The sequence below is a fragment of the Streptomyces rishiriensis genome (assembly GCF_003112535.1).
Lineage (GTDB): Bacteria > Actinomycetota > Actinomycetes > Streptomycetales > Streptomycetaceae > Streptomyces > Streptomyces rishiriensis.
Map to the genome: position 1 here is coordinate 86,525 of NZ_BEWA01000014.1, position 24,303 is coordinate 110,827.

The 24,303-nt window shown below is 73.5% G+C and carries 17 protein-coding genes; 11 read left to right on the forward strand and 6 right to left on the reverse strand.

Annotated elements, in window-relative coordinates:
• The first annotated feature begins 102 nt into the window (after positions 1 to 102).
• A complete protein-coding gene (locus tag Sri02f_RS25065) occupies positions 103 to 2,238 on the forward strand; it encodes an FUSC family protein (protein ID WP_109003557.1) in 2,136 nt (711 codons plus the stop codon).
• A 10-nt stretch (positions 2,239 to 2,248) separates the two neighbouring features.
• Here Sri02f_RS25065 and gap read toward each other — a convergent pair whose 3' ends face one another.
• Positions 2,249 to 3,247 (reverse strand): type I glyceraldehyde-3-phosphate dehydrogenase, encoded by a 999-nt coding sequence (gap, locus tag Sri02f_RS25070; RefSeq protein ID WP_109003558.1) that lies wholly within the window; start codon positions 3,245 to 3,247, stop codon positions 2,249 to 2,251.
• Positions 3,248 to 3,352: 105 nt separating this feature from the next.
• The gene (locus Sri02f_RS25075) at positions 3,353 to 4,309 is read right to left on the reverse strand and encodes a GlxA family transcriptional regulator (RefSeq protein ID WP_109003559.1); all 957 of its coding nucleotides are present in this window, start codon (positions 4,307 to 4,309) and stop codon (positions 3,353 to 3,355) included.
• Between the two features lie 280 nt (positions 4,310 to 4,589).
• On the opposite strand from Sri02f_RS25075, the gene Sri02f_RS25080 reads away from it, so the two are divergent.
• From Sri02f_RS25080 to Sri02f_RS25090, 3 genes are all read left to right on the forward strand, one after another.
• Positions 4,590 to 5,795: an alpha-lytic protease prodomain-containing protein gene (locus Sri02f_RS25080; protein WP_109003560.1), complete on the forward strand. Its 1,206-nt coding sequence runs from the start codon at positions 4,590 to 4,592 to the stop codon at positions 5,793 to 5,795.
• A gap of 335 nt (positions 5,796 to 6,130) precedes the next feature.
• Positions 6,131 to 6,988, forward strand: a complete 858-nt coding sequence (locus tag Sri02f_RS25085; protein WP_109003561.1) for a pectate lyase — start codon at positions 6,131 to 6,133, stop codon at positions 6,986 to 6,988.
• Positions 6,989 to 7,670: 682 nt separating this feature from the next.
• Positions 7,671 to 9,014 (forward strand): NADH-quinone oxidoreductase subunit E, encoded by a 1,344-nt coding sequence (locus Sri02f_RS25090; RefSeq protein WP_159106780.1) that lies wholly within the window; start codon positions 7,671 to 7,673, stop codon positions 9,012 to 9,014.
• A gap of 31 nt (positions 9,015 to 9,045) precedes the next feature.
• Here the strand turns inward: Sri02f_RS25090 and Sri02f_RS25095 are convergent, their stop codons facing one another.
• Complete coding sequence (locus Sri02f_RS25095; protein WP_109003563.1) at positions 9,046 to 10,695, reverse strand: sigma-70 family RNA polymerase sigma factor; 1,650 nt, start codon at positions 10,693 to 10,695, stop codon at positions 9,046 to 9,048.
• 258 nt (positions 10,696 to 10,953) lie between these two features.
• Here Sri02f_RS25095 and Sri02f_RS25100 point away from each other — a divergent pair, with 258 nt between their 5' ends.
• On the forward strand, positions 10,954 to 11,409 hold the full coding sequence (locus tag Sri02f_RS25100; RefSeq protein WP_109003564.1) for a hypothetical protein: 456 nt from the start codon (positions 10,954 to 10,956) through the stop codon (positions 11,407 to 11,409).
• An 80-nt stretch (positions 11,410 to 11,489) separates the two neighbouring features.
• The gene (locus Sri02f_RS25105; protein WP_109003565.1) at positions 11,490 to 12,680 is read left to right on the forward strand and encodes an MFS transporter; all 1,191 of its coding nucleotides are present in this window, start codon (positions 11,490 to 11,492) and stop codon (positions 12,678 to 12,680) included.
• 190 nt (positions 12,681 to 12,870) lie between these two features.
• On the opposite strand, the gene Sri02f_RS25110 is transcribed toward Sri02f_RS25105, so the two are convergent.
• Both Sri02f_RS25110 and Sri02f_RS25115 read right to left on the reverse strand, forming a co-directional pair.
• Positions 12,871 to 13,284 carry a hypothetical protein gene (locus tag Sri02f_RS25110; RefSeq protein ID WP_109003566.1) on the reverse strand — a complete coding sequence of 138 codons (414 nt, stop codon included), beginning with the start codon at positions 13,282 to 13,284 and terminating at the stop codon, positions 12,871 to 12,873.
• Positions 13,285 to 13,352: 68 nt separating this feature from the next.
• On the reverse strand, positions 13,353 to 13,919 hold the full coding sequence (locus Sri02f_RS25115) for a flavin reductase family protein (RefSeq protein WP_109003567.1): 567 nt from the start codon (positions 13,917 to 13,919) through the stop codon (positions 13,353 to 13,355).
• 202 nt (positions 13,920 to 14,121) lie between these two features.
• On the opposite strand from Sri02f_RS25115, the gene Sri02f_RS25120 reads away from it, so the two are divergent.
• From Sri02f_RS25120 to icmF, 4 genes are all read left to right on the forward strand, one after another.
• Positions 14,122 to 15,147, forward strand: coding sequence for a hypothetical protein (locus Sri02f_RS25120; RefSeq protein ID WP_109003568.1), 1,026 nt, complete (start codon positions 14,122 to 14,124; stop codon positions 15,145 to 15,147).
• 133 nt (positions 15,148 to 15,280) lie between these two features.
• Positions 15,281 to 16,759, forward strand: a complete 1,479-nt coding sequence (locus Sri02f_RS25125) for a glutamate-cysteine ligase family protein (protein WP_109003569.1) — start codon at positions 15,281 to 15,283, stop codon at positions 16,757 to 16,759.
• Positions 16,760 to 16,900: 141 nt separating this feature from the next.
• Positions 16,901 to 17,398 (forward strand): peptidylprolyl isomerase, encoded by a 498-nt coding sequence (locus tag Sri02f_RS25130; RefSeq protein ID WP_109003570.1) that lies wholly within the window; start codon positions 16,901 to 16,903, stop codon positions 17,396 to 17,398.
• A 270-nt stretch (positions 17,399 to 17,668) separates the two neighbouring features.
• Complete coding sequence (gene icmF / locus Sri02f_RS25135) at positions 17,669 to 20,899, forward strand: fused isobutyryl-CoA mutase/GTPase IcmF (RefSeq protein ID WP_109003571.1); 3,231 nt, start codon at positions 17,669 to 17,671, stop codon at positions 20,897 to 20,899.
• A gap of 53 nt (positions 20,900 to 20,952) precedes the next feature.
• Here the strand turns inward: icmF and Sri02f_RS25140 are convergent, their stop codons facing one another.
• The gene (locus Sri02f_RS25140; RefSeq protein WP_109003572.1) at positions 20,953 to 21,696 is read right to left on the reverse strand and encodes a polysaccharide lyase family 7 protein; all 744 of its coding nucleotides are present in this window, start codon (positions 21,694 to 21,696) and stop codon (positions 20,953 to 20,955) included.
• A 252-nt stretch (positions 21,697 to 21,948) separates the two neighbouring features.
• Here Sri02f_RS25140 and Sri02f_RS25145 point away from each other — a divergent pair, with 252 nt between their 5' ends.
• Positions 21,949 to 24,285, forward strand: a complete 2,337-nt coding sequence (locus Sri02f_RS25145; protein WP_174855702.1) for a glycosyl hydrolase family 95 catalytic domain-containing protein — start codon at positions 21,949 to 21,951, stop codon at positions 24,283 to 24,285.
• The last annotated feature ends 18 nt before the right edge of the window (positions 24,286 to 24,303 follow it).

The window sequence follows — 24,303 nt, forward strand, 5'->3', positions numbered from 1 at the left end:
GGACTCCCGCCCCGCGGGGAGTGGCTCCGCCTGCGTGGGCGTGGGAGCCGCGCGACACTGGGAGTGCTGACGACCTCGGGTGGCGCGCGGGAAGGAACGCCGATGGCCCCACGGCCCTCGCTCGCCGCATCCGTCGGAGCGGGCCGCCGTGCCGTACGGGTGACGGTCTCCGCGGCCGCCGGGTTCTACCCGGCCGCGTACCTGCTCGATCAGCCCGTGGCCGCGGTGTACGCCCTGTTCACACCCATCGCGCTGGGCGTCCTGTCGCCGCTGCCGGGCTCCGGACGCGGGCGCGCCGTCACCGTGCTGGGGGCCCTGCCGGCCGCCGCCGCCCTCGCCGCCCTGGGCACCGCTCTCGCCGTGGGAACCTGGCCGGCCGTGGCGGGCATGCTGCTCGTCGGGTTCGGGCTGACCTTCGGCGCGGTGTGCGGCCCGCGCCCGGCCGGGACCGCGCCCGGACTGCAGCTGTTCTACATCCTGGCCTGCTTCCCGCCCTTCGCCCCGCAGACCCTGCCGCAGCGGCTGGCCGGAATCGCCGTGGGCGGGCTGCTGCTCGCGCTGTGCGAGCTGGCCGTGTTCCCGGACCCCCCGGAGCCCTCGTACCGGGGCCGGATCGCCGGCGTCCTGGATCTCGCGGCGCGCTCCGCCACGGCGCTGACCCGCACCGGGGGCACGGAGCCCGGGGCGGGCGGGCGGCTGCGCGAGGCCGGAGTGGAGCTGCGGTTCTCCCGGCTGCCTGCCGGGGCGCGCCCGACCGGCGCGGGACGCAGGGACCGCGCCCTGGCCCAGGCGGGTTCCGCGACCCGGCGTCTCGTGGATCAGCTGGCGGCCCTCTGCGAGATGCCGCGCAGCGCCGCGGACACCGCCTCGTACGACCTGCTCCGGGGCGTCGCCGCCGCCTGCGGCGAGACAGCCCGTTCGCTGCGCCGCAGGCGCCGCACGGCCGGGCCCGAGCTGATCGAGGAGATGATCGCCCAGTTCCTCGTCTCGCGCGACGCGGCCCCGGCCGGGCGCACCGGCCGTCCGCACGAGCTGCTGCGCCGGCAGTCGACGGTGCTGACGGTCGCCGTGTCCGCGGTGACCGTGCGCACGGCCGTCGCCTTGGCGTACGGCGGCCGTCGGCCGGTGCACGGGCTGCCCCGGGAACAGTTCTGGTACGCACGGCTCTCGACGGTCCGTCTCTTCGCCGTCCGCCTCTCCGGCAATCTGACGCGACGCTCCGTCGTCTTCCAGAACGCGACGCGCACCGCTCTCGGCCTCTCCTTCGCCCGGCTGGTGGCCGGCTCGCTGGACCTCTCGCACGGCTTCTGGGTGCTGCTGGCCGTGCTCACCCTGGGGCGCACCACGGCAGGCGCGACCTGGTCGACCGTCCGCGCGGCCGTCCTCGGCACGCTGGCCGGCGCCCTCGCGGCCGGTCTGCTGCTCGTAGAGGCGGCCGGCGGCACCGAGGTGTACGCCTGTCTGCTCGTGCCGATGATGCTGGTCGCCTTCACCGTGGGCCCGCTGGAGGGACCGGCCTGGGCACAGGGGCTGTTCACCCTGGTCGTGTCGGTGGCGTTCGCGCAGATCGCGCCCGTGACCTGGCGGCTCGCGGAGATGCGGGTCGTCGACGTGCTGACCGGCAGCGCCGTCGGGCTGCTGTGCGGGGTCCTGGCCTGGCCGTTCGGCGCCCGCGCCGAGACGCGGCGCAGCATGGCCGCCCTGCTGTGCGCCGCCGCGCCCCTCGTACGGGTCACCGCCGACGCCGCCACCGGGCGCGGCGCCCCCGGCCGGGACAGCGACGCGGGCGGACCGGCCCTCCGGCTGACCCGGCACCGGCTCCGCATGGCGGAAGGCGCCTACGCGCAGTACCGCACCGAGCCTTCGGCGACCGCGTCCGGGACCGAGCCCGACTACCTCGCCGCTCTCAACTTCGGCTCCCGGGTCCTGGTCGGCGCCCACTGGCTGCCCCGGACGGACCAGGTGCACGACCTGCCCGGCCCGGCCCGGCGCTGGCTCCGGGAAGTCACCGCGGAGGTGGAGGCGGCCACCGTACGGGCGGCCGGCTTCCCGCCGGGCGGCGTCCGGGTCCGGCTCAGGCCGCCACCGCCCCTCACGCCCACGGCCCCGCCGGCCGTCCTGTCCCTCCTGAGCGACATGGAGGTGTGGCTCGAGGCCCTCGCCGCGGAGCTGCGGGTCGGCGCCGCCCACCGGCCGGCCCGGCCGACCGCCCCCGCGGCAGCCGTCCAACCCTCATGAGACGCCCGGGTCAGCGGGCGGCGAGGAGTTCGAGTGTGTCGATCACCCGGTGGGAGAAGCCCCACTCGTTGTCGTACCAGGCGACGACCTTGACGTGGCGGCCCTCGACACGGGTGAGCGCCGAGTCGAAGATCGACGAGGCCGGGTTGCCGGTGATGTCGGACGACACCAGCGGGTCCTCCGAGTACTCGAGGACGCCGGACAGCGGGCCCTCGGCGGCCGTGCGGTACGCCGCCAGCACGTCCTCGCGGGTCACGTCGCGGGCGACGGTCGTGTTGAGCTCCACGATCGAGCCCACCGGGACCGGCACCCGGATCGAGTCGCCGGACAGCTTGCCGTCGAGGCCGGGCAGCACGAGGCCGATCGCCTTGGCGGCGCCGGTCGTGGTCGGCACGATGTTGACGCCGGCGGCGCGGGCGCGGCGCGGGTCGCGGTGCGGCCCGTCCTGCAGGTTCTGCTCCTGCGTGTAGGCGTGCACGGTCGTCATGAAGCCGTGCTCGATGCCGGCGAGGTCGTCCAGGACGGCGGCCAGCGGGGCGAGCGCGTTGGTGGTGCAGGACGCGTTCGAGACGATCGTGTGCAGCTCGGGGTCGTAGGCGTCGGTGTTGACGCCGTACGCCAGCGTGACGTCGGCGCCGTCCGAGGGCGCGCTGACGAGCACCTTGCGCGCGCCCGCGTCGAGGTGGGCGCGGGCGGCCTTGGCCGACGTGAACCGGCCGGTCGCCTCCAGCACGATGTCGACCTCCAGCGCCGCCCAGGGCAGCTGCGCCGGCTCGCGCTCGGCCAGGACCTTGATCCGGCGGCCGTCGACGACGAGGACGTCGCCTTCGACGCCGACCGGGCGGCCCAACCGCCCGGAGGTCGAGTCGAAGGCGAGCAGCCGGGCCAGGGCGGTCGGCTCGGTCAGGTCGTTGACGGCGACGATCTCCAGGTCGCTGTCGCGCTCCAGGAGCGCGCGCAGCACGTTGCGTCCGATGCGGCCGAATCCGTTGATGGCGATGCGAGTCATGAGTGATGTCCCTTCGTTTCGCCACCAGCCTCGCGCGCGGCGTCCGCCCATGGCCCGGGCGTGAGCGCCATGGTTCGCAAGGATCTCGCCAACCGCCCGTCGCGGTCACTCGCCCCGGGTGAAGGTGCGCCGGTACTCGCTGGGCGTGGTGCCGAGGATCTGCTGGAAGTGCAGCCTCAGGTTCGCGCCGGTGCCGAGGCCGACGTCGCCCGCGATCTGCTCGACGCCGCGCTCGGAGCGCTCCAGCAGCTCGCGTGCCCGGTCGATGCGGGCGCGCATCACCCACTGCATCGGCGTGTATCCGGTGTCCTCGACGAAACGCCGGGACAAGGTCCGCTCCGAGACGGCCGCGTGCCGGGCCAGGGTGTCCAGGGTGAGGGGCTCGCCGAGGTGGTGCAGGGCCCACTCGCGGGTGGCGGCGAAGCGCTCGCCGAGCGGCTCCGGCACGCTGCGCGGCACGTACTGCGCCTGGCCGCCGCTGCGGTAGGGGGCCGCGACCAGCCGCCGGGCGGCGTGGTTGGAGGCGGCCACGCCCAGGTCGCGGCGCAGGACGTGCAGGCACAGGTCGATGCCGGAGGCGGCGCCGGCCGAGGTCAGCACCGTGCCCTCGTCGACGAACAGGACGTTCTCGTCGACGCGGACGTGCGGGTGCCTGGCCGCCAGCGCCCGGGTGTAGTGCCAGTGGGTCGTGGCGCGTCGGCCGTCGAGCAGACCCGTGGCGGCGAGGGCGAAGGCCCCGGTCGAGATGGCGGCCAGCCGCGCGCCCCGCTCGTGTGCGGCGCGCAGCGCGTCGACGACCGCCTGCGGAGGGTCGTCGCGGTCGGGGTGGCGGTAGCCGGGGATGAAGACGACGTCGGCCCAGGCGAGCGCCTCCAGCCCGTGGGCGACGTGGTACGACAGACCGTCGCCGCCGGTCACCAGGCCCGGCGCCGCGCCGCACACCCGCACCTCGTACGGCATGCTCGCGCGAGTGGCGAACACCTGCGCGGGGATGCCGACGTCGAGCGGCTTCGCTCCTTCGAGCACGAGGACGGCGACACGTTGCAGGCGGGAGGACGACACCCGGAAAGGGTACGGGGCGGGTGCGGGAGGGATGCGGCAGAAGCAGCGCAGGCAGCCACGAGCCGGCGGACCGCGCCCGAAACCCGGCACCGCATTGGCATAGACCTGACACACGGTAAGGATTAGGCTCTGCCGCGCCACACACTCTGAGAGCGCTCTCACGCATCCGCGCCACCCCTTGCTTCGCCCTGCACTGCCCCGCTCCGCCCCGTTCCGCTCTGTTCCGCTCTGTTCCGCCGCTGTTCCACCCCCACTCCTGGAACGACGAAGGGCAACTCCCATGAGACGCACAAGGCTCGCCCCCCTCTGTCTGGCCGCACTGCTGACCCTGGGCGGGCTCGTCGGCGCGGGCATCTCCCCCGCGTCGGCGAGCGGTGAGGCCACGGTCCCGGCCGCTGCGGACTCCACCTCGCACGCGTCCGGTACTGCCGCCCAAGACCCCGCTCGCGCCTCCGCGGGCCTCCTGCGGGCCATGCGGCAGCAGTTCGGGCTCACCGAGCGCCAGGCGAACGCCCGGTTGCGGGCCGAGCGGGACGCCGCCGCGCGCGAACCGGGAGCGCGCCGCACGGCGGGCTCCGCGTATGCCGGGTCGTGGTTCGACGCCGTGGACGGCCGCCTGGCGGTGGCCGTCACCGCGCGGGCGTCCCAGGCCACACGCGCGGCGATCGCCTCCGGAGGGGCGGTCGTCCGCGTCGTCGAGCACAGCGCGCGGACGCTGGACGCGGCCAAGTCACGCATCGACCGGCTCTCCGCCCCCGCCTCCGTGGCGAGCTGGCACGTCGACCCGGCGGCGAACAGCGTCGTGATCACGGTCGTCCGCGACCGGCGCGACGACAACGATGTCCGGCGCTTCCTCGCACAGGCCCGCGCCACCGCCCCCGTCACCGTCGAGACGGTCGCCGCGACCCCGCGCACCTTCGCGGCCGGCACGGTCGGCGGCGACCCCTACTACACCGGCAACGTCCGCTGCTCCATCGGCTTCTCGGTCTACGGCGGGTTCGTCACCGCAGGCCACTGCGGCGGCGCCGGAGCGGGCGTCCGGGGCTGGGACGGCTCATACGTCGGCGAGTTCCAGGGCTCCTCGTTCCCCGACAACGACTACGCCTGGGTCAGCGTGGGCAGCGGCTGGTGGACGGTGCCGGTCGTCCTCGGCTGGGGGACGATCCCCGACCAGCTGGTACGCGGTTCCGCCGAGGCGCCCGTGGGCTCCTCGGTCTGCCGCTCCGGGTCGACCACCCACTGGCACTGCGGGACGGTGCTCGCGAAGAACGAGACCGTCAACTACAGCCAGGGCGCGGTGCACCAGATGACGAAGACGAGCGTCTGCGCCGAAGGAGGCGACTCCGGCGGCTCGTTCATCAGCGGGGACCAGGCACAGGGCGTCACCTCCGGCGGCTGGGGCAACTGCTCCTCCGGCGGCGAGACCTGGTTCCAGCCGGTCAACGAGATCCTCGGCCGTTACGGACTCACCCTGCACACCTACTGACCGCGAACCGCCGCCCCGCCCCGTGCGAGACACCCTCATCACGCCACGGACGCCCGGCGGCGCACACGTCCGGGACGGCCCCGGCCCTCCTCCCCGAGGACACCCCCCGGGGCCCGGGGCGCCCGGCTCCGAGGGGCGGGGGTGGCCGCATGCCAGGCGCGGCCACCCCTACCCCAGTCCCCTACCTCAGTCCCCTGCCCAGTCCCGCTGTCCTGTCCGCCCCGCCTCTCCCCGCCCCGCCCTCGCCCCCGCCCCCGCCTGTGAACACCCGCGGCGCCGCGCCCGTATGGAGTCCTGTGCAGTCCTGACTGCTTTCGGAAAGGCGCGGTGAACACGTGACAGCTCGCTCTCCCCACTCCGGGCACCGCAGGTCTCAGAACAGAACCCCGCTGATCGCGGCGGTCGCGGCCGGCGTCCTCAGCCTCGCGATCGCGGCGCAGGCCGCTCTCGCGACCGAGACCGGGGCCGGGACCAGGACCGGCGGGACGGCGGCAGGGGTGCGCATGCTCACCGTGCCGCAGGTGGCCGGCGAGGAGCGGCTCACCGCGACCCGGCGGGTCACCGGCGTGTTCGACGGGGCGCGGACCCGGTTCACGGGAGCGGGCGCGCTGGCCGGGGACGGTCAGAAGGAGGGCCAGGACCCGCTGTTCGAACTCGCCGACGGCGCCGTCCTGAAGAACGTCGTCCTGGGCTCCCCCGCCGCGGACGGCGTCCACTGTCTGGGCAGTTGCACCTTGGAGAACGTGTTCTGGGAGGACGTCGGCGAGGACGCCGCGACCTTCCTCGGCAAGTCCGCCGACGCCAGGTACGTCGTCACCGGCGGTGGCGCGGCCGGGGCCGCGGACAAGGTGTTCCAGTTCAACGGCGCCGGCACGCTGACCGTGCGGAACTTCCAGGTGGCCGACTTCGGCAAGCTGGTCCGCTCCTGCGGCGACTGCGCGCAGCAGTTCCGGCGCGACGTGGTGCTGGAGAACGTCACGGCCACCGCCCCCGGCGGCGAACTGGCCGGGATCAACGCCGACTTCGGCGACACCGCCCGGCTGAGCGGCATCACCGTGCTGGGCGACCCCGACCGGAAGATCGTGCCCTGCCAGAAGTTCCGGGGTGTCACCGGCGGCGAGCCCGCGAAGCTCGACGCGACGGCGGACGGCGTGAACTGCGTGTTCGAGCCGGCCGACATCACCTTCCGCTGACGGGCCCCGGCGTCGTCACGGAGGGGGCGACGACGCCGGGGCGTACGGAAGTTGAACACTTCGCGCGCCGCCCGTCGATCCGTCGTGCCGTCCCTACGCTGGCGCGCGTGCGAGAGCGACAGCAGGCGGGCGACGACCGTCACGGCAGTGCGCGGGAGCGGTCCCCCCTGGCGACCCGCGGGCCCCGGGCGGCCGCACCCGGCCGTGGTCCGAATCCTCTGCTGGGGCTGCAGCAGACGGCGGGCAACGCGGCCACCGTCGCCGCCCTGAAGGGGCCCGGTCCGGCCGGGCGGGCGGCTCGGACCGCCGCCGGCCGCGGGGCCCCGCCGACACTGGACGCCGTCTCCGAGGTGGACGACGACGCCATCGAACTCCCGCCGTATCTGCGGTACATGGAGGCGGCCGGGCTGTCTACGGCGTACGGTCTCACCGGCCACGAGTTCGTCACGGACACCCTCGCCGCCCGCATGGGCCGCCGCGACGGCGTCGTCGCCCGGATCGGCGCGGAACTCGCCGGGCGGCCCGAGTCGTTCTACGGGCACGGCCGGGCGTTCGCGGTCACCGGAGCCCGGGGCACGGACCGCTACGACGTCACGGTGACCCTCTCCCCCGCCGACGACGACCGGCCCGTGTCTTCTCCCTCGCGCGCCCCGACGCGGAGGGCGCGGCCACCAAGGTGGACGTGCAGCACCAGACCGCGGCCGCCGTGGCCCACAGCGCGGGGTCCTCCGCCTCCAAGGGCTTGTCGTTCACCGCGTTCGGGCTGGCCCCGGTGGCGCCCGCCGTCTGGGCCGGAGCGGCGGCCACCGTCAACGCCCAGCCGTTCCAGTCCTCCCGGGACTCCCGCACCCAGCGCGCGGTCGCCGAACCCCGGGTGCTGCGCAGCGACCAGGGATCCGTCGAGGTACCGCGCCGAGTGCGCTACGGCGTGCGCGTCAGCAAGGACGGCGGGCGCGCGGCGCAGCGCTTCGGCGGGATCGGCGCCCTCACCATGCGCGTGCCGGTGGAGCATCTGACGCCGGTCGTCGCCGGGGCGTCCGCGCCGCCGCGTCCGGTGGCGGCGGCGACCGCACGGGCGGTGTCGCTGGCCGACTCGATGGCCCCGGTCGCCGTCGCGGACACCGCCGCTCCGCACCAGGGCGGCGGCGGGCTCTTCGACGCGGTCGCCTCGGCGCTGCACCCGTCGCTGACCTGGCCCGGCGCTCCCGGCCGGGCCCGGCTGTACGAGGCCACCGCCACCGCGACGGTGCTGGAGGACCTGCCCCGGCTGCTGCGCGACGGGGTGGTCGGCGAGGATCTGACCAGCCGGGACTGCAGTACCACGGGCACCTACCGGATGCGCGCCGCGATCACCGACCTGGGCCCGGGCTGGAGCACCGGCCGGACGCAGTTGCGCACCCACCAGCAGACCCAGCACTCGGTCACGGACACCGCGGGCAAGGGCCGTGGCGGGGCCTTCGGCGTCGGCCCGGCGGCGGGGTTCGGCGTCCTCGGCAACGCGGCTGCCGTGCGCGGCACCGTCATGCCGGTCGTCGGCGCGCGTCAGACGCGGTTCACCGTCGCCGAGCAGACGGTGTCCAGCCGGCAGGGCGCCGAGGTGCGCGGCGAGAAGGTGCTCTATCTGGGCACGGTCCTGTTCACCGTCGAGGGCAGCGGTCCCAGCTCGCCCCTGACCCGGGCGCGGGGCGGCGGCCGCACGGCGCACCACTCCATGCGGGTCTGGATCAGCCTGCGCGCGGACGAGGCCCGACCGGGTGTCGGGGCGGGGCGCGACGGCCGTGCAGGAGGTGACGCCGCCGCAGCCGGTGGTCGTCCGCATGCCCGCGCCCGCCGTGCGACGCCTGCTGGCCGACCCGGCGAACGCCGGACGTCTGACGGACCCGGGAGCACGTCTGGCGCCTGGCGGGTGATTGGCCGTCAGGGCCGAGCGCGCCACCGGTCGTGGCACCGCGGTCCCTCATTCACGGCGCGCGGTCCGAGCGGCCGGCGTGGTCGGCGGGGTCGGCGTGGTCGGCGGGGTGGTTGACGGCGTCAGCGCGATCGGCGGGTCGGCGGGGTCACAGCTTGGCCCCGAAGTTCTGCGTCCACCACGGGCCGCCCGGCCCGTCGTGGATGCCCACGCCGATGTTCTTGAAGTCGCAGTTGAGGATGTTGGCGCGGTGGCCGGGGCTGTTCATCCAGGACGTCATCACCGACTGCGCCGTCTGCTGCCCCATCGCGATGTTCTCCCCGTACGTGGACCAGCGGTAGCCCGCGGCCGTGATGCGCTTCCCGGGGTCGGCGCCGTCGGGGTTGGTGTGGTCGAAGAAGCCGCGCGCGGCCATGTCGTCGGAGTGTCCCTGTGCGGCCTTGCGCAGCAGGGGGTCCTCGGTGAGGGGCCCGCAGCCGGCCGTCGTCCGCTCCTGGTTGACGAGGGCGATCACCTGGGCCGAGCGGTCGGACGACCCGGACCGCACGGTCGTCTTCGGAGAGACGGGCGGACGGGACCGGGCCGGCTTCGCAGCGGGCGGCGCGGACGCGGCAACGCTCTTGCGGGGACTCGGCGAGGCGCTCGCACTCGCCGACGCCGAGGTCGACGCGGACGCCGTCGGGGAAGGGGACGGTGACGGCGAGGTCCCGCCGCCGATGTCGGACGTGGGCCGGCCGGAGACCAGCGCGTCGTCCACGGGCCGCACGGCGGTGCTGTCCTGCGTCCCGCCCTCCGGCCGCAGGCCGAAGTAGAGGAAACCGCCGCCCGCCACGCACGCCGCGACGACCGCGCCGCCGACCGCGCGTCGCCGGGTGCGCCGCCTGCGCCGGGTCGCGGTACGGGAGGCGGTCCGTCCGGCCGCCGAGCGGCGCGAGCCCGACCGGACGGTGACGTCCGGTCCGCCCTCGGGGAGGGAGGACGCCGACCCGGCCAGGGCGACGGCGTCGGCGGCGGCGCACGTCCGCGCGAGCAGCGCGGACGACGCCGCGACCAGCGCGAGACCGGCCAGCAGTCCCTCCGCGGGCACCAGCCCGCTCCACAGACCGGAGCACTGCGCGCACTCGCGGGCGTGCCGGGCTATGCGCTTGCGCCACAGCGCCGAGGGCCGGCCGTCCCAGCCCGCGAGCTCACCGCGCAGTTCCTGGCACGGAGGCTGTGCGTCCACGGCCCGCACGACCACGCGGGCCGCCTCCAGCTGAGCCTTCATCCGCTGGACGCGGACCGCCGTGTGCTGCGGCGTCAGGGCGAGCGCCTCGGCGATCTCGGCCCGGGTCAGTTCACCGGCGCACTCCAGCCACCACAGGGACAGCAGCCCCCGGTCGTCCGGCTCCAGCCAGCGCGTGGCGCGCGCGGTCTCCTGCCGCTGACCGGACAGCTGCAGTCGGACGATGGTCAGGTCGACGAAGTCGGCGCCCGGATCGGCCACTTCGTCGGCCTCCTCCACGGCGGCCCGGGCCGGCTGCTGCCGGTTCCAGTGCGCCCGGACCTGGTTCATGGCGATCGCGACCAGCCAGGAGCGGAAGCTCTCCGGATCGCGCAGCGCGCCGAGCGAGTCCAGGGCGCGCAGCATGGTGTCCTGGACGACGTCGTCCACGTCCACCGAGCCGTTCAGCGCCCGGCCCACGATGTTGTAGACGAGCGGGAGGTATGCGCCGACGAGCGCCTCCTGGGCGTTCTGGTCGCCCGCTCGCGCGGCGGTCACCAGCGCCGTCGCCTCCACCGTGTGCCGTTCACCCATTGCAGCTTCCCTGTCGTCGAATCCGAACGATGCTGTCCGTCGCATCGGGGATCTCCAGGGGAGCGACGGATAACAGTTCTTCGGAAAAACGTGCGAGGACAGAGACTGACCGCCCGACGCCCCTCGGTGCAATGGAGGCGGTCACATCCCGGCGTTCCGGTGCGATCCCGTGCAACCGGTGCGCCATGTCGCGTGTCTTTGTCACTGAAAGCGGATGATTGACGTCATCCGTCCCGACTCGTTCCGACGGGGGAACCCATGAGTCCCGATCGCATCCGAACCCGCGGCGTCCTGGCGGCCGCGGCACTCCTCGCCCTGGCGGCGAGCACCCTCGGCGCAGCCGACGCCGGAGCCTCGACCGCACGGCGGGCCGCGGCTCCGCAGACCCGCCAGATCGCCTCGTCCACCCTCGGCGCCGACTACAAGGTCACCCTCACCGCCCTGCGTTCGACCGGCGACGCCTACGCCGCGTCGGTGCGGATGCAGGTGTACAGGCACTCCGGCGGCGCCTGGAAGGAGTCGGACCGTGTGACCGTGGGCGCCGTGAACGGCTGGTTCTGGTATCCGCTCACCGGCAGCGGCGCCGTCTGCCGGTTCTCGACCGCCGGCACCGAGCCCGCGCCGATCACGGTGAGCCTGCTGCTCACCCCGTCCCTGGGCTGCTCCGAGCCGGCGCACTACGTCGTCAGGCACGGCAAGGTGCACGCCCGCTGAACGGATCGCCGGCCATGGCGCGGCGACTCGCCGTCGGTGCGGGCCCGCGTCGCGGCGGGCACGGCGCTACTGTCGCCCGCATGGACCGCGACGGCCGAGGATGGCTCCCCTGTCTGCTCGGGGGAGCGGTGTTCGCCGTGTGCATGGCCGGCACCACCTTGCCCACCCCCCTGTACGGCCTGTACCAGGACAAGTTCGGCTTCTCGGAGCTGACGGTCACCGTCGTGTACGCGGTGTACGCCTTCGGCGTCATCGGCGTGCTGCTGCTGGCGGGCAACGCCTCGGACACGGTGGGCCGGCGGACCGTGCTGCTGTGGGGCCTGGGCTGCGCGGCGGCGAGCGCCGTCTGCTTCCTGTGCGCCACCGGGCTGGGCTGGCTGTACGCGGGGCGGCTGCTGTCGGGGCTGTCGGCCGGACTGTTCACCGGGGCCGCCACGGCCTACGTGATGGACCTGGCCCCCCGGGGCGGGGCCTCCCGGGCCACCCTCGTGGCGACGGCCGCCAACATGGGCGGACTGGGCTGCGGCCCGCTGCTCGCCGGGCTGCTCGCGCAGTACGCCCCCTGGCCGCTGTATCTGCCGTTCGCCGTGCACCTCGCCCTGGTGGCCTGCTCGGTTGCCGTCGTGGCACGCCTTCCCGAGACGGTGCGCGACCGCAGACCGGCGAGCAGCGTACGGCCGCAGCGACCGGCCCTGCCCGCGCAGGTGCGCCCGGTGTTCGGACCGGCGGCGACCGCCTCGTTCGTGGGGTTCGCCCTGTTCGGCGTGTTCACCTCGGTCAGCCCCGCGTTCCTCGCCGAGTCCCTCGACGTGCGCAACCACGCCGTCAGCGGTCTGGTCGTCGCGCTGGCGTTCTTCGCCTCGACGGCCGGGCAGTCGGCCGTCGGCCGGGTCGGAGCGGGGCGTTCGCTGCCCCTGGGCTGCGCGGCGCTGCTGGCCGGGCTGGCGCTGCTCGCGGGCGCGCTGCACTGGGACTCGCTGACGCTGGTGGTCTTGAGCGCGCTCGTCGGCGGGGCCGGTCAGGGGCTGGCGTTCCGCGCGGCGCTGTCCGCCGTGGCCGAGGCGTCTCCGCCGGAGCGGCGGGCCGCGGTGATCTCGGCGCTCTTCGTGGTGGCGTACGCGGGCATCTCGGTGCCGGTCATCGGCGTGGGTCTGCTGACGGACCCGCTCGGCCTGGAGGGCGCCGGGCTGGTGTTCATCGCGTGCATGGCCGTCCTCGTCTCGACCGCGGCCGCCTACCTGTTCCGGCGGCCGTTGCCGGCGAGGGCGTGAGCCCGGGGGCGAGCGGTGGGCGCGGACGGGGGGGGCCGTGTCCGGCAGGCGCCGGCGGCTCGACCCCCGGCGCGCCGAAGTGTCCGCCCGGGGCCGGCCGGCACCCGCTTGGCCGCGTCCGTACGAGTGGCTTCGGGCCGCCGGCGAACCGAGAGGGGGCCGACCGGCGTTGGGCAGGACCCACTCGTCATCACCGGAAAGGCCCTTCGATGCGACGTACCGCCCTCCTGGCCGTCTGCGCTCTGGTCAGCGCCGCAGCCACGGGATTCTTCACCACCAGCGCCCTGCGCAGCCGCTGACGCACGGGCCGGGGCGGCCTTCCCGCTTCCCCGGCCCGGCGCGGGGCCGGGCACACGGCCGAACTCGGGGCGGTCCGGCACACGGCCCGGGGCCCGGCAGACGGCCCGGCCCCGCGGTCTCCCGCGTCCTGCGGCCCTGCGGCCGCCGCACCCGGCCCCTCCCCCCAGCGGCGGGCGGGCCGTTCCTCCGACGCCTCGTCGGTGATCCCCCTGCCGCCGGGATGCCGGACCGCGCACAGGTGACCGACGCCCAGGGCGACGGCCATCGCGTAGAACACCCGCTGGTTGGCCTCGGCGAAGTCCATGCGGTGAGCGGCGGCCGCGAGCCGAGGAACGTCGCCCCAGGTCAGCCCGGCGAGCCCGGTCAGCCGGGTCAGGCCACCGGATGGCCCGGTTCGATCGTGACGGCGTCGGAGAGCCGCAGCAACGCTGCGCCGTCCGCCTGGTCCGCGCCGTCCGCCTCACCCGTGCCGTCCGTTTCGTCCGTGCCCTCCGTGTCGTCCGTACCGTCCGTGTCGGGCTCCTGTCCGCCCGCCTGCACCGGGGTCAGGACGAAGCCGACGTGATCGCCCCCGTCGACCCGCTGCTCGATCCTGCCGACGAGCCACGCGCACGCGTCCGGCAGGACGACGGCCCCGCCATGCCCCTCCGTCCAGCGGGTGTGGGCGAACTTGTCCACCTCGTCGCCGGTCTCCCCGCCGAACAGGGCGGCCAGCCGCCGCTGTCGGGTCGTCAGCAGATGCACGGCGAGGAACTCGGCCTCACGGGCCACCTGGTAGGTCCGGTTCACCTTGGACAGCCACACCACGAACCGCACCGGTCGCATCGAGCACTGCGAGGCGAACCCCACGAGACAGCCCGCCCGCTCGCCTCCCGCGGCGGCCGTCACGACGCACATGTCGGGGTTCAGCCGGTCGATGAACGCGTCCGTGTCCACCATGATCGTGCTCCTCCGCCTCGGGGGTCCGCCGCAGCCCGTGCGCTCGGCGAGTACCGAGTGCCCGCCGCTCGCCCCGTCTCACGGGGAACGCCCGCTCCGGCCGACGCCGGCGCCCCGCGCCCTCCGAGGCCCGGCCGCGGCGCCGCGGGCGAGGCGACCGCCCGACGTGCGTGTCGCTCCGGGCGGGTGGAAGCTGACGATCATGGTGCGCAAGGGAGTGCGGCCCGGCCGGACGCACGACGTGGAGGAAGTCCTCGACGAGCTCTACGCCACGCCGCCGTCCGGCTTCGTCCCCCTTCGTGAGCAACGGGCCGCCGAGGCCAGGACCGACGGACGTCCGCAGGACGCCCGACGCATCCATGCAGCCCGCCGCCCCACGCTCGCGGCGTGGGCGGCGAACCTGCTGCTGCACAGGCGGCGGCAGGAGAGCCGGCGGTTCCTGGAGCTGGGCCGGGCGCTGCGCGAGGCCTACGGGAACCTGGACGCCGAGGGGATCAAGGAGCTGTCCGCGCAGCGCCGGAGCATCGTCTCCGCGCTGTCCCGGCAGGCTGCCGAGCTGGCCGACGAGGCCGGGCACCGGCTCTCGGACGCGACTCGGCAGGACGTCGAAGCGACTCTGCGCGCCGTCCTCGCCGACCAGGACGCGGCGGACCGGTGGGCCGCGGGCCGCCTGGAGAGCGCCCTGACCCCGCCGGCGGACTTCCCCTCCGGCGCAGGCGCGACGTCCGGTGGACGGGCCGGAGCGGCGGCTGCGCCGCAGCACCCGAAATCGTCCCGGCCGTCCCGGTCATCCCAGCCGACGCAACCGTCGCAGCCGTCGCGGTCGCAGTCCTCGCGAGCGCGGTCACGGGCGAAGGACGAGCTCGCCGAACGGCGACGTCTTCGGCAGGAGCAGGAGGACGAGGCCCGCCGGGCGGCCGAGGCCGCCGGACGTCGGCTCGGCGATCTGCGGGCGGCGCACGCGGACGCCGAGCAGGAACTGCGGCGCGCACGGGATCACCACGATCAGGCGCTTCGGCAGCAGGCCGACGCCGAGCAGCGGCTGCACCGGGCGGAGCAGGACCTGCACGCGTCAGAGGAGGACCTCCGCCGGACGGAGCAGGAGCGCCGGACGGCCGACGAACGGTGCCGGGCGGTCACGGACGCCATGACCCGAGCGGAGCGCGAGGCCCGGGACGCCGACCGGAGACTGCGCCGCCTGACCGGCCCGCCGTCCGGCCCCGGCTGAGACGCCCCGAACGGGACCCTCCCGGCCTCGGGCGGACCCCGGGCGTGACCGTCCGTCCCGCGTGGTGCGGGGCGGTCCGTGGTGCGACGCTGGAGGCACGAGCCGTCCGCCACCGGGCGAACCGGGAGGGCCGATGGGACGAGACGTCCCGGCGCTGGTCTTCACCCGCGAGGACCGCCGCCGGTACCGGATCAAGATGCAGGAGAACCTCGACGTGTTCGCGCAGATGCTGCGCGAGTCGCGGTTCGAGTCCGAGCGGCCGCAGGTGGGGCTGGAGATCGAGCTGAACCTCGTCGACGACGAGGCCGAGCCCGCGATGCGCAACAACGACGTCCTGGAGGCGATCGCGGACCCGGCCTGGTCCACCGAGCTGGGCCGCTTCAATCTGGAGATCAACGTCCCGCCCCGCCGGCTGACCCAGGGCGGACCGGACGCCTGGGAGTCCGAGATCCGTGCCGCGCTCAATCACGCCGAGGAACGCGCCGGCTCGGTCGGCGCGCATCTGATCATGGTCGGGATCCTGCCCACGCTGCGGCAGCAGGACGTCGGCGAGGGGGCGCTGTCGGAGAACGCCCGCTACCGGCTGCTCAACGACCAGGTCTTCGCCGCGCGGGGCGAGGACCTGCGCATCGAGCTGGACGGCGTGGACCGGCTGCGCGCCTACGCCGACACGATCACCCCCGAGGCCGCGTGCACCAGCACCCAGTTCCATCTCCAGGTCTCCCCCGACGAGTTCGCCCCGTACTGGAACGCGGCGCAGGCGATCGCCGGCGTGCAGGTGGGGCTGGCGGCGAACTCACCGTTCCTGTTCGGCCGGGAGCTGTGGCACGAGACCCGGATCCCGCTCTTCGAGCAGGCCACCGACACCCGCCCGCAGGAGATCAAGGTGCAGGGCGTACGCCCCCGGGTGTGGTTCGGCGAACGGTGGATCACCGGCGTCTTCGACCTCTTCGAGGAGAACCTGCGCTACTTCCCGGCGCTGCTTCCGCTGTGCGACGAGCAGGATCCGCGCGAGACGCTGGCCGCGGGGGACGTTCCCGAACTCGCCGAGCTGACCCTGCACAACGGAACGATCTACCGCTGGAACCGCCCGGTGTACGCGGTCGCGAACGACCGGCCGCACGTCAGAGTGGAGAACCGCTGTCTGCCGGCCGGCCCGACCGTCGCCGACACCCTCGCCAACGGCGCGTTCTACTACGGGATCACCCGTGCCCTCGTGGAGGAGGAGCGGCCGGTGTGGTCGCGCATGTCCTTCCAGGCCGCCGAGGACAACCTGCACGCGGCGGCCCGGCACGGTATCGAGGCCCGGCTCTACTGGCCCGGCATGGGCGAGGTGCCGGTGCCCGAGCTCGTCCTGCGGCGTCTGCTGCCGCTGGCCCACCGGGGCCTGGAGCGCTCCGGCATGGACGCCGCCTGGCGGGAGCCGCTGCTCGGCATCATCGAGCAGCGCTGTGTCACCGGCCGCAACGGGGCCGTCTGGCAGAAGGAGACGTTCCATCGCATCACCGCCGCCGCCCACGCCGGCCGGCATGAGGCGCTGCGACGGATGACGCGGCAGTACATCGACTACATGCATCTCAACGCCCCGGCGCACACCTGGCCGGTCGACTGACCCTGCGCGCGACGTCTTCGCAGATCAGCGCGGCCTCCGGTCCGCACGGCGTCGTGGAGGCGGGGCCTTTGCGAGGCCGCCGGCCGGCTGCACCGGACCCCGCGGTGCACCAGCACGGTCAGGACCGTGCAGGATAGAGGTATGACGATAAAGGTTTACTTCGACATCACCATCAACGACCAGCCCGCGGGCCGCATCAACTTCAACCTCTTCGAGGACGTCGTGCCCAGGACGGCGGAGAACTTCCGCGCGCTCGCCACCGGCGAGAAGGGCTACGGCTACGCCGGCTCCTCCTTCCACCGGGTCATCCCCGCGTTCATGCTCCAGGGCGGCGACTTCACCCGGGGCAACGGCACCGGCGGCAAGAGCATCTACGGCGAGAAGTTCGCCGACGAGAACTTCCAGCTCAAGCACGACCGTCCCGGCCTGCTGTCCATGGCCAACGCGGGCCCGAACTCCAACGGCTCGCAGTTCTTCATCACGACGGTCGTGACCGACTGGCTCGACGGCAAGCACGTGGTGTTCGGCGAGGTCGCCGACGACGACAGCATGGCCCTCGTCAGGAAGATCGAGGCGCTCGGCTCCCGTAGCGGCGACACCTCGGCGAAGATCACCATCTCGGCGTCCGGCCAGCTCTGATCCGAGCGCCGGGCCGGTCCTCGGCCGGCGGGGCCGCCGCCCCGGCCGGCCGAGACCGGAGCCGGGGGCGCGTTCGACCGCCCCCGGCAGCCCCCGGCGGCCCCCGGCAGCCCCCTGCGGACGCGTCGCTCCGTTCGCCCCGCCGCGCCCTCCCCGCACCGCCTCCCCGCTGCCCGCCCTGTGCTTCTGGTCACAGCACTCGCCTCATTTACTAGGACGTCCTACTATTTTCTCCATAGGCGTTCACCCTGATCTGTCTGGGAAGGCCCCATGAGCGATCTGCACCGTCCCGTGCACCCCGTCCGTCTGGTCACGGCTTCGGCCCTGTTCGACGGTCATGACGCATCGATCAACATCATGCGGCGGATCTTCCAGTCCCAGGGCGCGGAGGTGATCCACCTCGGACACAACCGCTCCGTCCAGGAGGTCGTGGACGCGGCGCTGGAGGAGGACGCGCACGGCGTGGCCGTCTCCTCGTACCAGGGCGGACACGTGGAGTACTTCGAGTACCTGGTCGAGTCGCTGCACGCGCGGGGTGCGGAGCACGTCCGGGTGGTGGGCGGCGGCGGAGGCGTCATCGTCCCCGAGGAGATCGCCCGGCTGCGCGCCGGCGGGGTGACGATCTTCTCGCCGGAGGACGGGCAGCGGATGGGCCTGGCCGGGATGGTCAACTCGGTGGTCCGGGACTGCGACTTCGACCTGTGGGACGCCAAGCCCGCCGACGCGGCCGGTGTGCTCGCCGGCGACCGGTTCGCCGTCGCCCGCGCGATCACCGGCGCGGAACTCGGCAAGCTGCCGCGGGAGTTCGTGGACCAGGTGCGGGCCACGGCGGCGGGGCGGAGCACCCCGGTGCTGGGCATCACGGGCACCGGCGGCTCGGGCAAGTCGTCGCTGACGGACGAACTGGTGCGCCGGTTCCGGGTGGACCAGCAGGACAAGCTGCGGATCGCGGTGATCGCGGTCGACCCGACCCGCCGGCGCGGCGGCGGCGCGCTGCTCGGCGACCGGATCCGGATGAACTCGCTGGACGGCAACCGGGTGTTCTTCCGCAGCCTGGCCACCCGCGGCAGCCACGAACTGCCGGAGCACCTGTCCGACGTGATCGACGTGGTCAAGGCGGCCGGGTTCGACCTGGTGATCGTGGAGACGCCGGGCATCGGCCAGGGCGACGCCGCGATCGTGCCGTTCGTCGACACCTCGCTGTACGTGATGACGCCGGAGTTCGGCGCCGCCTCGCAGCTGGAGAAGATCGACATGCTCGACTTCGCCGACGTCGTGGCCATCAACAAGTTCGAACGGCGCGGCGCCAAGGACGCGATGCGTGACGTGGGCCGTCAACTGGTGCGCAACCGCGAGGCGTTCGGCATGCGGCCCGAGGACATGCCGGTGTTCGGCACCTCGGCGGCCACCTTCAACGACGACGGGGTCACCGCGCTCCACCAGCACCTCAAGGCCGCCCTGGCGGAGAAGGGCCTGCCGCTGTCCGAGGGCGGGCTGGCGCCGGTCGACGTGCGCCATTCCTCCGGAATCCGCCAGGTGGTCCCCGCGGACCGCGTGCGCTACCTCGCCGAGATCACCGAAAGCATCCGCGCCTATCACGCCGAGACCGACCGACTGACCGAGGCGGCGCGACGGGTGCAGCGCCTGGAGACGGTCGTCGACGAGCTCGCCGAGGCCGGTTCCGACGCCGCGAACGTGCGGGAACTCCTGGAGACGGCCCGCGGGAACCTCCCGCACCCGATCGCCGAGCAGCTCCGCGGGTGGCCGGCCGTCATGGCCTCCTACTCCGGGGACGAGCAGGTGGTGCGGATCCGGGACAAGGAGATCCGCACCAAGCTGACCCGCGAGTCCCTGTCGGGGAACAAGATCCCGCGCGTCGCGCTCCCCCGCTTCACCGACCACGGGGAGCTGGTGCGGTTCTGGCGCCGGGAGAACCTCCCCGGCCGCTTCCCCTTCACCGCCGGGGTGTTCCCGTTCAAGCGCGACGGCGAGGACCCGGCGCGCATGTTCGCCGGCGAGGGCGACCCGTTCCGCACCAACCGGCGCTTCAAGCTGCTCTCCGAGGGCCAGCCCGCCACCCGCCTGTCCACCGCGTTCGACTCGGTCACCCTCTACGGCCGCGACCCCGACGAACGACCCGACATCTACGGCAAGGTCGGCACCTCCGGTGTGTCCGTGGCCACGCTGGACGACATGAAGGCGCTGTACGACGGTTTCGACCTCGTCGCGCCCACCACCTCCGTGTCCATGACGATCAACGGACCCGCCCCGACGGTCCTGGCGTTCTTCCTGAACACCGCCGTCGACCAGCAGATGGACGCCTTCCGCGCCGCCGAGGGCCGCGAGCCCTCCCCCGAGGAGGCGGGCGAGCTGAGGGCGCGCGCGCTGGCGAGCGTGCGCGGCACCGTCCAGGCCGACATCCTCAAGGAGGACCAGGGCCAGAACACCTGCCTGTTCTCCACCGAGTTCAGCCTGCGGATGATGGCCGACATCCAGGAGTGGTTCATCGCGCAGAAGGTCCGCAACTTCTACTCGGTGTCGATCTCCGGCTACCACATCGCCGAGGCCGGCGCGAACCCCATCAGCCAGCTCGCCTTCACCCTGGCCAACGGCTTCACCTACGTGGAGGCCTACCTCGCGCGGGGCATGCACATCGACGACTTCGCGCCCAACCTGTCGTTCTTCTTCTCCAACGGCATGGACCCGGAGTACTCGGTGCTCGGCCGGGTGGCCCGCCGCATCTGGGCCGTCGCCATGAAGGAGAAGTACGGCGCGAACGAGCGCAGCCAGAAGCTGAAGTACCACGTCCAGACCTCCGGACGCTCCCTGCACGCCCAGGAGATGGACTTCAACGACATCCGCACCAGTCTGCAGGCGCTCATCGCGATCTACGACAACTGCAACAGCCTGCACACCAACGCCTACGACGAGGCGGTGACCACGCCCACCGAGGAGTCGGTGCGCCGGGCCCTGGCCATCCAGTTGATCATCAACCGGGAGTGGGGCCTGGCGATGAACGAGAACCCCCTGCAGGGGTCGTTCGTCATCGACGAGCTCACCGACCTGGTCGAGGAGGCGGTCCTGCAGGAGTTCGACCGGATCAGCGAGCGCGGCGGCGTGCTCGGCGCGATGGAGACCGGTTACCAGCGCGGCCGCATCCAGGACGAGTCGATGCTCTACGAGCAGCGCAAGCACGACGGCACGCTGCCCATCATCGGCGTCAACACCTTCCGCAACCCGCACGCCGGCGACGTCGAGCCCGGCGTCATCGAACTGGCGCGGGCGACCGAGCAGGAGAAGGTCTCGCAGCTGGAGCGCGTGCGCGCCTTCCAGGCGGGGCACCGTGACGAGGCGCACGAGGCGCTGGCCGCCCTCAAGGACGCGGCGGTCAACGACCGCAACGTCTTCGCCGTCCTCATGGACGCCGCCCGGGTCTGCTCCCTCCAGCAGATCACCGACGCCTTCTTCGAGGTGGGAGGCCAGTACCGCCGCAACGTCTGAGCGACGGCCCCGGCCGCGCCGTGTGTTCGTCCCCGGTCACCGTTCGTCCCCGGTCACCGCGTCCAGTAGCGCAGACCGCGGAAGCGGGCCTCGGCGCGGCCGGATCCGTGCTGGTAGACGCCGTTCTTGAAGTAACGGGTGGCGGGCCCCCGGTCGGCGACCCGCAGGACGCGGGTGTCGTCGAAGTAGACCTCGACGGTCCCGGTTCCGCTGTTCGCCCGATGGGCGATCTTCACGTTGAACCAGGTGTCGTACGCGCCGGTCCTGAGCACGGTGCCGTCGTAGCGGCGCACGGTGCCGCCGTCGGTGTCGTAGACGTTGAGCATGATGTCGGTGGCCGGGGTGCCCGGCGGGTGGACGGACCGCAGGATCTGGACGAAGGACGCGCCGTCGGCGCCGGACGGCAGGTAGACGTCGGCGTCCCACATGTGGTCGCCCGTCGTGTAGTCGACCTTCCAGCGCATCTCGGTGCGCGGGTCCGTGGCGCTGCCCTCCTCGAACGGCTCGTCGGTGCTGTAGACCCACATGCGGTGGACGCCGTCGGCGTAACTGTGCCGCTTCGCCAGGTCGAGGTTCCAGGGCTTCTGCCAGCCGACGGAGAACGAGGTCTGCGTCCAGCCGTCGGTGGGACCGGGTGCCGTCGCGGCCTTCGCTGCAGTGACCTCAGCCGTCATGGCCTTCGCCGCCGTGGTCTTCGCCGTCGTGGCGGCCGTCGCGCGCACGGCCGGCGGCACGGTGAGCGCGGCGCCGGCGGCCAGCAGGCCGGCACCGGTGCGTAAGGCTGATCTCCTGTCCATCGCGTGTCCTTCCGGTGAGCGAGTGGGGGTTGCGGGTGCAGGCAACCCGAATACATCGGAGGAGTCAAGGAGTCGAACAAGGAGCGTCGATGTGGGCACGACGTCCGCATCCGCCCGCCTTACCGTCGTTTTCGGCGCGATTCCCTCGGATTCCTTCGCCGCTCACATCATTGACAGGTACACAGACAATCTCTAGGTTCGCCGATACACCCGATGTCTTGACGATCCGTCATGTCTGTCTGGAGGACGACGATGAATCCGCAGTCGGGAGAGAACCCACCCCTGTGCCGCCGAGCCGTGATCGGCACCGCACTCGGCGGAGCGGCCGCGGCAGCCCTGCCCGGGACGGCCCACGCCGGACCACAGCCGCTGTCCGCGGCGCGTTCCGCCGAGGCGGCCCCGTCGACGACGAGCGCGAAACGCCCGTGGAAACTCCGCGACACGATGACCTCCGACCGCGCCTGGGCAGACTTTCTGCGCGGTCAGGATCTTCTCTGGAGCAGGCTGCCCACCCGCTGGTACGAGGGCCCCTTCCTCGGGGACGGGCTGCTCGGCAGCATGGTCTACCAGGAGCCGGGCGCGAACCGGATCCGCTTCACCGTCCAGCACGGGCGGGTGCAGGACCACCGGCCCGAGTTCGGCAGCGGCTGGGGCACCTGCCGGCTGCCCGTCGGACACCTCACCCTCGAACCGGTCGGCACGATCACCGCCGTCGACTGGCGACTGAGCCTGTGGAACGCCGAGCTCACCGGCACCGTCACCACCAGCGCCGGCACGCTCACCCTCGCCGCGCTCATCCACGACGAGGTCCTGGCGGTCCGGGTCACGGCCGACGGCGGCGAGCGCGTCGTCTGGACCTTCCATCCCGAGGAGGCCGTCAGCCCCCGCCGCGTCCAGGAGGCGCCGCCCGCCGGTTACACGCCCAACCCGCCCTGGACCGCGAAGACCGCCGCCGACGGCGTCGAGCAGGTGCTGCAGCCGCTCACCGGCGGCCAGACCGCCACCGCCTACCGCCGCACCGGCGCGGAGCTGCTGCTCAGCGTCGGACACAGCGCGCCCTCCACCACCGCCGCCGAGACCGACTCGCTGCGCAACCTGCGCCGGGCGAAGTCCTACGACGCCCTGCGCCGCCGCCACGTCGGCTGGTGGCACGCGCTCTACCCGAAGAGCTTCGTCTCGTTCCCCGACCAGCGACTGCAGAGCTTCCACTGGATCCAGCTCTACAAGGTCGCCTCCGCCAGCCGCGCCGGCGGCCCCGTCATGGCCACCACGGGGCCGTGGCTGGAGCCCACGCCCTGGCCCGCGGTCTGGTGGAACCTCAACGTCCAGCTGGAGTACTGGCTCATCCATGGGTTCAACCACCCGGAGCTCGACTCGCTGGCCAGCACGCTGCGGCAGAACCAGGAACAGCTGATCGCCAACGTGCCCGCCGCCTACCGCTCGGACAGCTCCGGCGTGGGCCGCAGCTCGGACATGTTCGCCACCCGCGACGTGGGCCGGCCGGGCACCGGCGCCGAGACCGGCGACCTCACCTGGGCGCTGCACAACGTGTGGCTGTCCTACCGCCACTCCATGGACGAGGGCCTGCTGCGCGACACGGTCTACCCGGTGCTGCGCCGGGCGATCAACTACTACCTGCACTTCCTCGCTCCGGGCAGCGACGGCAGACTGCACCTGCCCAGCACGCTGTCCCCGGAGTACCCGGTCGTGCCCCCGCAGGACACCAACTACGACCTGGCCCTCATCCGCTGGGGATGCCAGACGCTCCTGGAGTCCGCCGAACTGCTGGGCGTGGACGACGAGTCGGCGCCCCGCTGGCGGGACGTTCTGGCCAGGCTCACCCCCTACCCCGTCGACGCCGACGGCTTCATGATCGGCGCCGACACCCCGTACGCCCAGTCCCACCGGCACTACTCGCACCTGCTGATGGTGTATCCGCTGTACCTGGTCAACTGGGACCAGCCCGAGAACCGCGAGCTGATCACCAGGTCCGTCGAGCACTGGCACGCGCTGACGGGCGCCCACCGCGGCTACAGCTACACCGGCGCGGCCTCCCTCTACGCGATGACCGGCGACGGCGACACCGCCGTGTCGTATCTGCGGAAGTTCTTCGACCCCGCGACCCGCTACCCCTGCCAGGCCAACACCCACTACACCGAGGCCGGCCCCGTCATCGAGACGCCGCTGTCCGCGTCGCAGTCGCTGCACGACATGTTCTGCCAGAGCTGGGGCGGCGTCGTACGCGTCTTCCCGGCCGTCCCCTCCGCCTGGGCCGACCTCACCCTGCACGACTTCCGCACCCAGGGCGCGTTCCTGGTCAGCGCGGTGCGCACGGCGGGCAGAACCCGGTTCGTCCGGATCCGGAGCCTGGCGGGCGCACCGCTCAAGGTGAAGCACGGGCTGAGCGGCCGGCTCACCGTGCTCCTCGACGACGGCAGCCCGGCGCGCACCCACGACCTGGGCGACGGCGTGCTCTCGATCGACCTGCCCCGGAGCCGCGAGGTGCTGATCCACTCCGGCTCCCGCCCCGACCTCGTCATCGCGCCCGTCGCCGTCGGCGAGCCCGGCGCCGCCTGGGGACTCCCGTAACCGGCGGCCGCCCGCGCG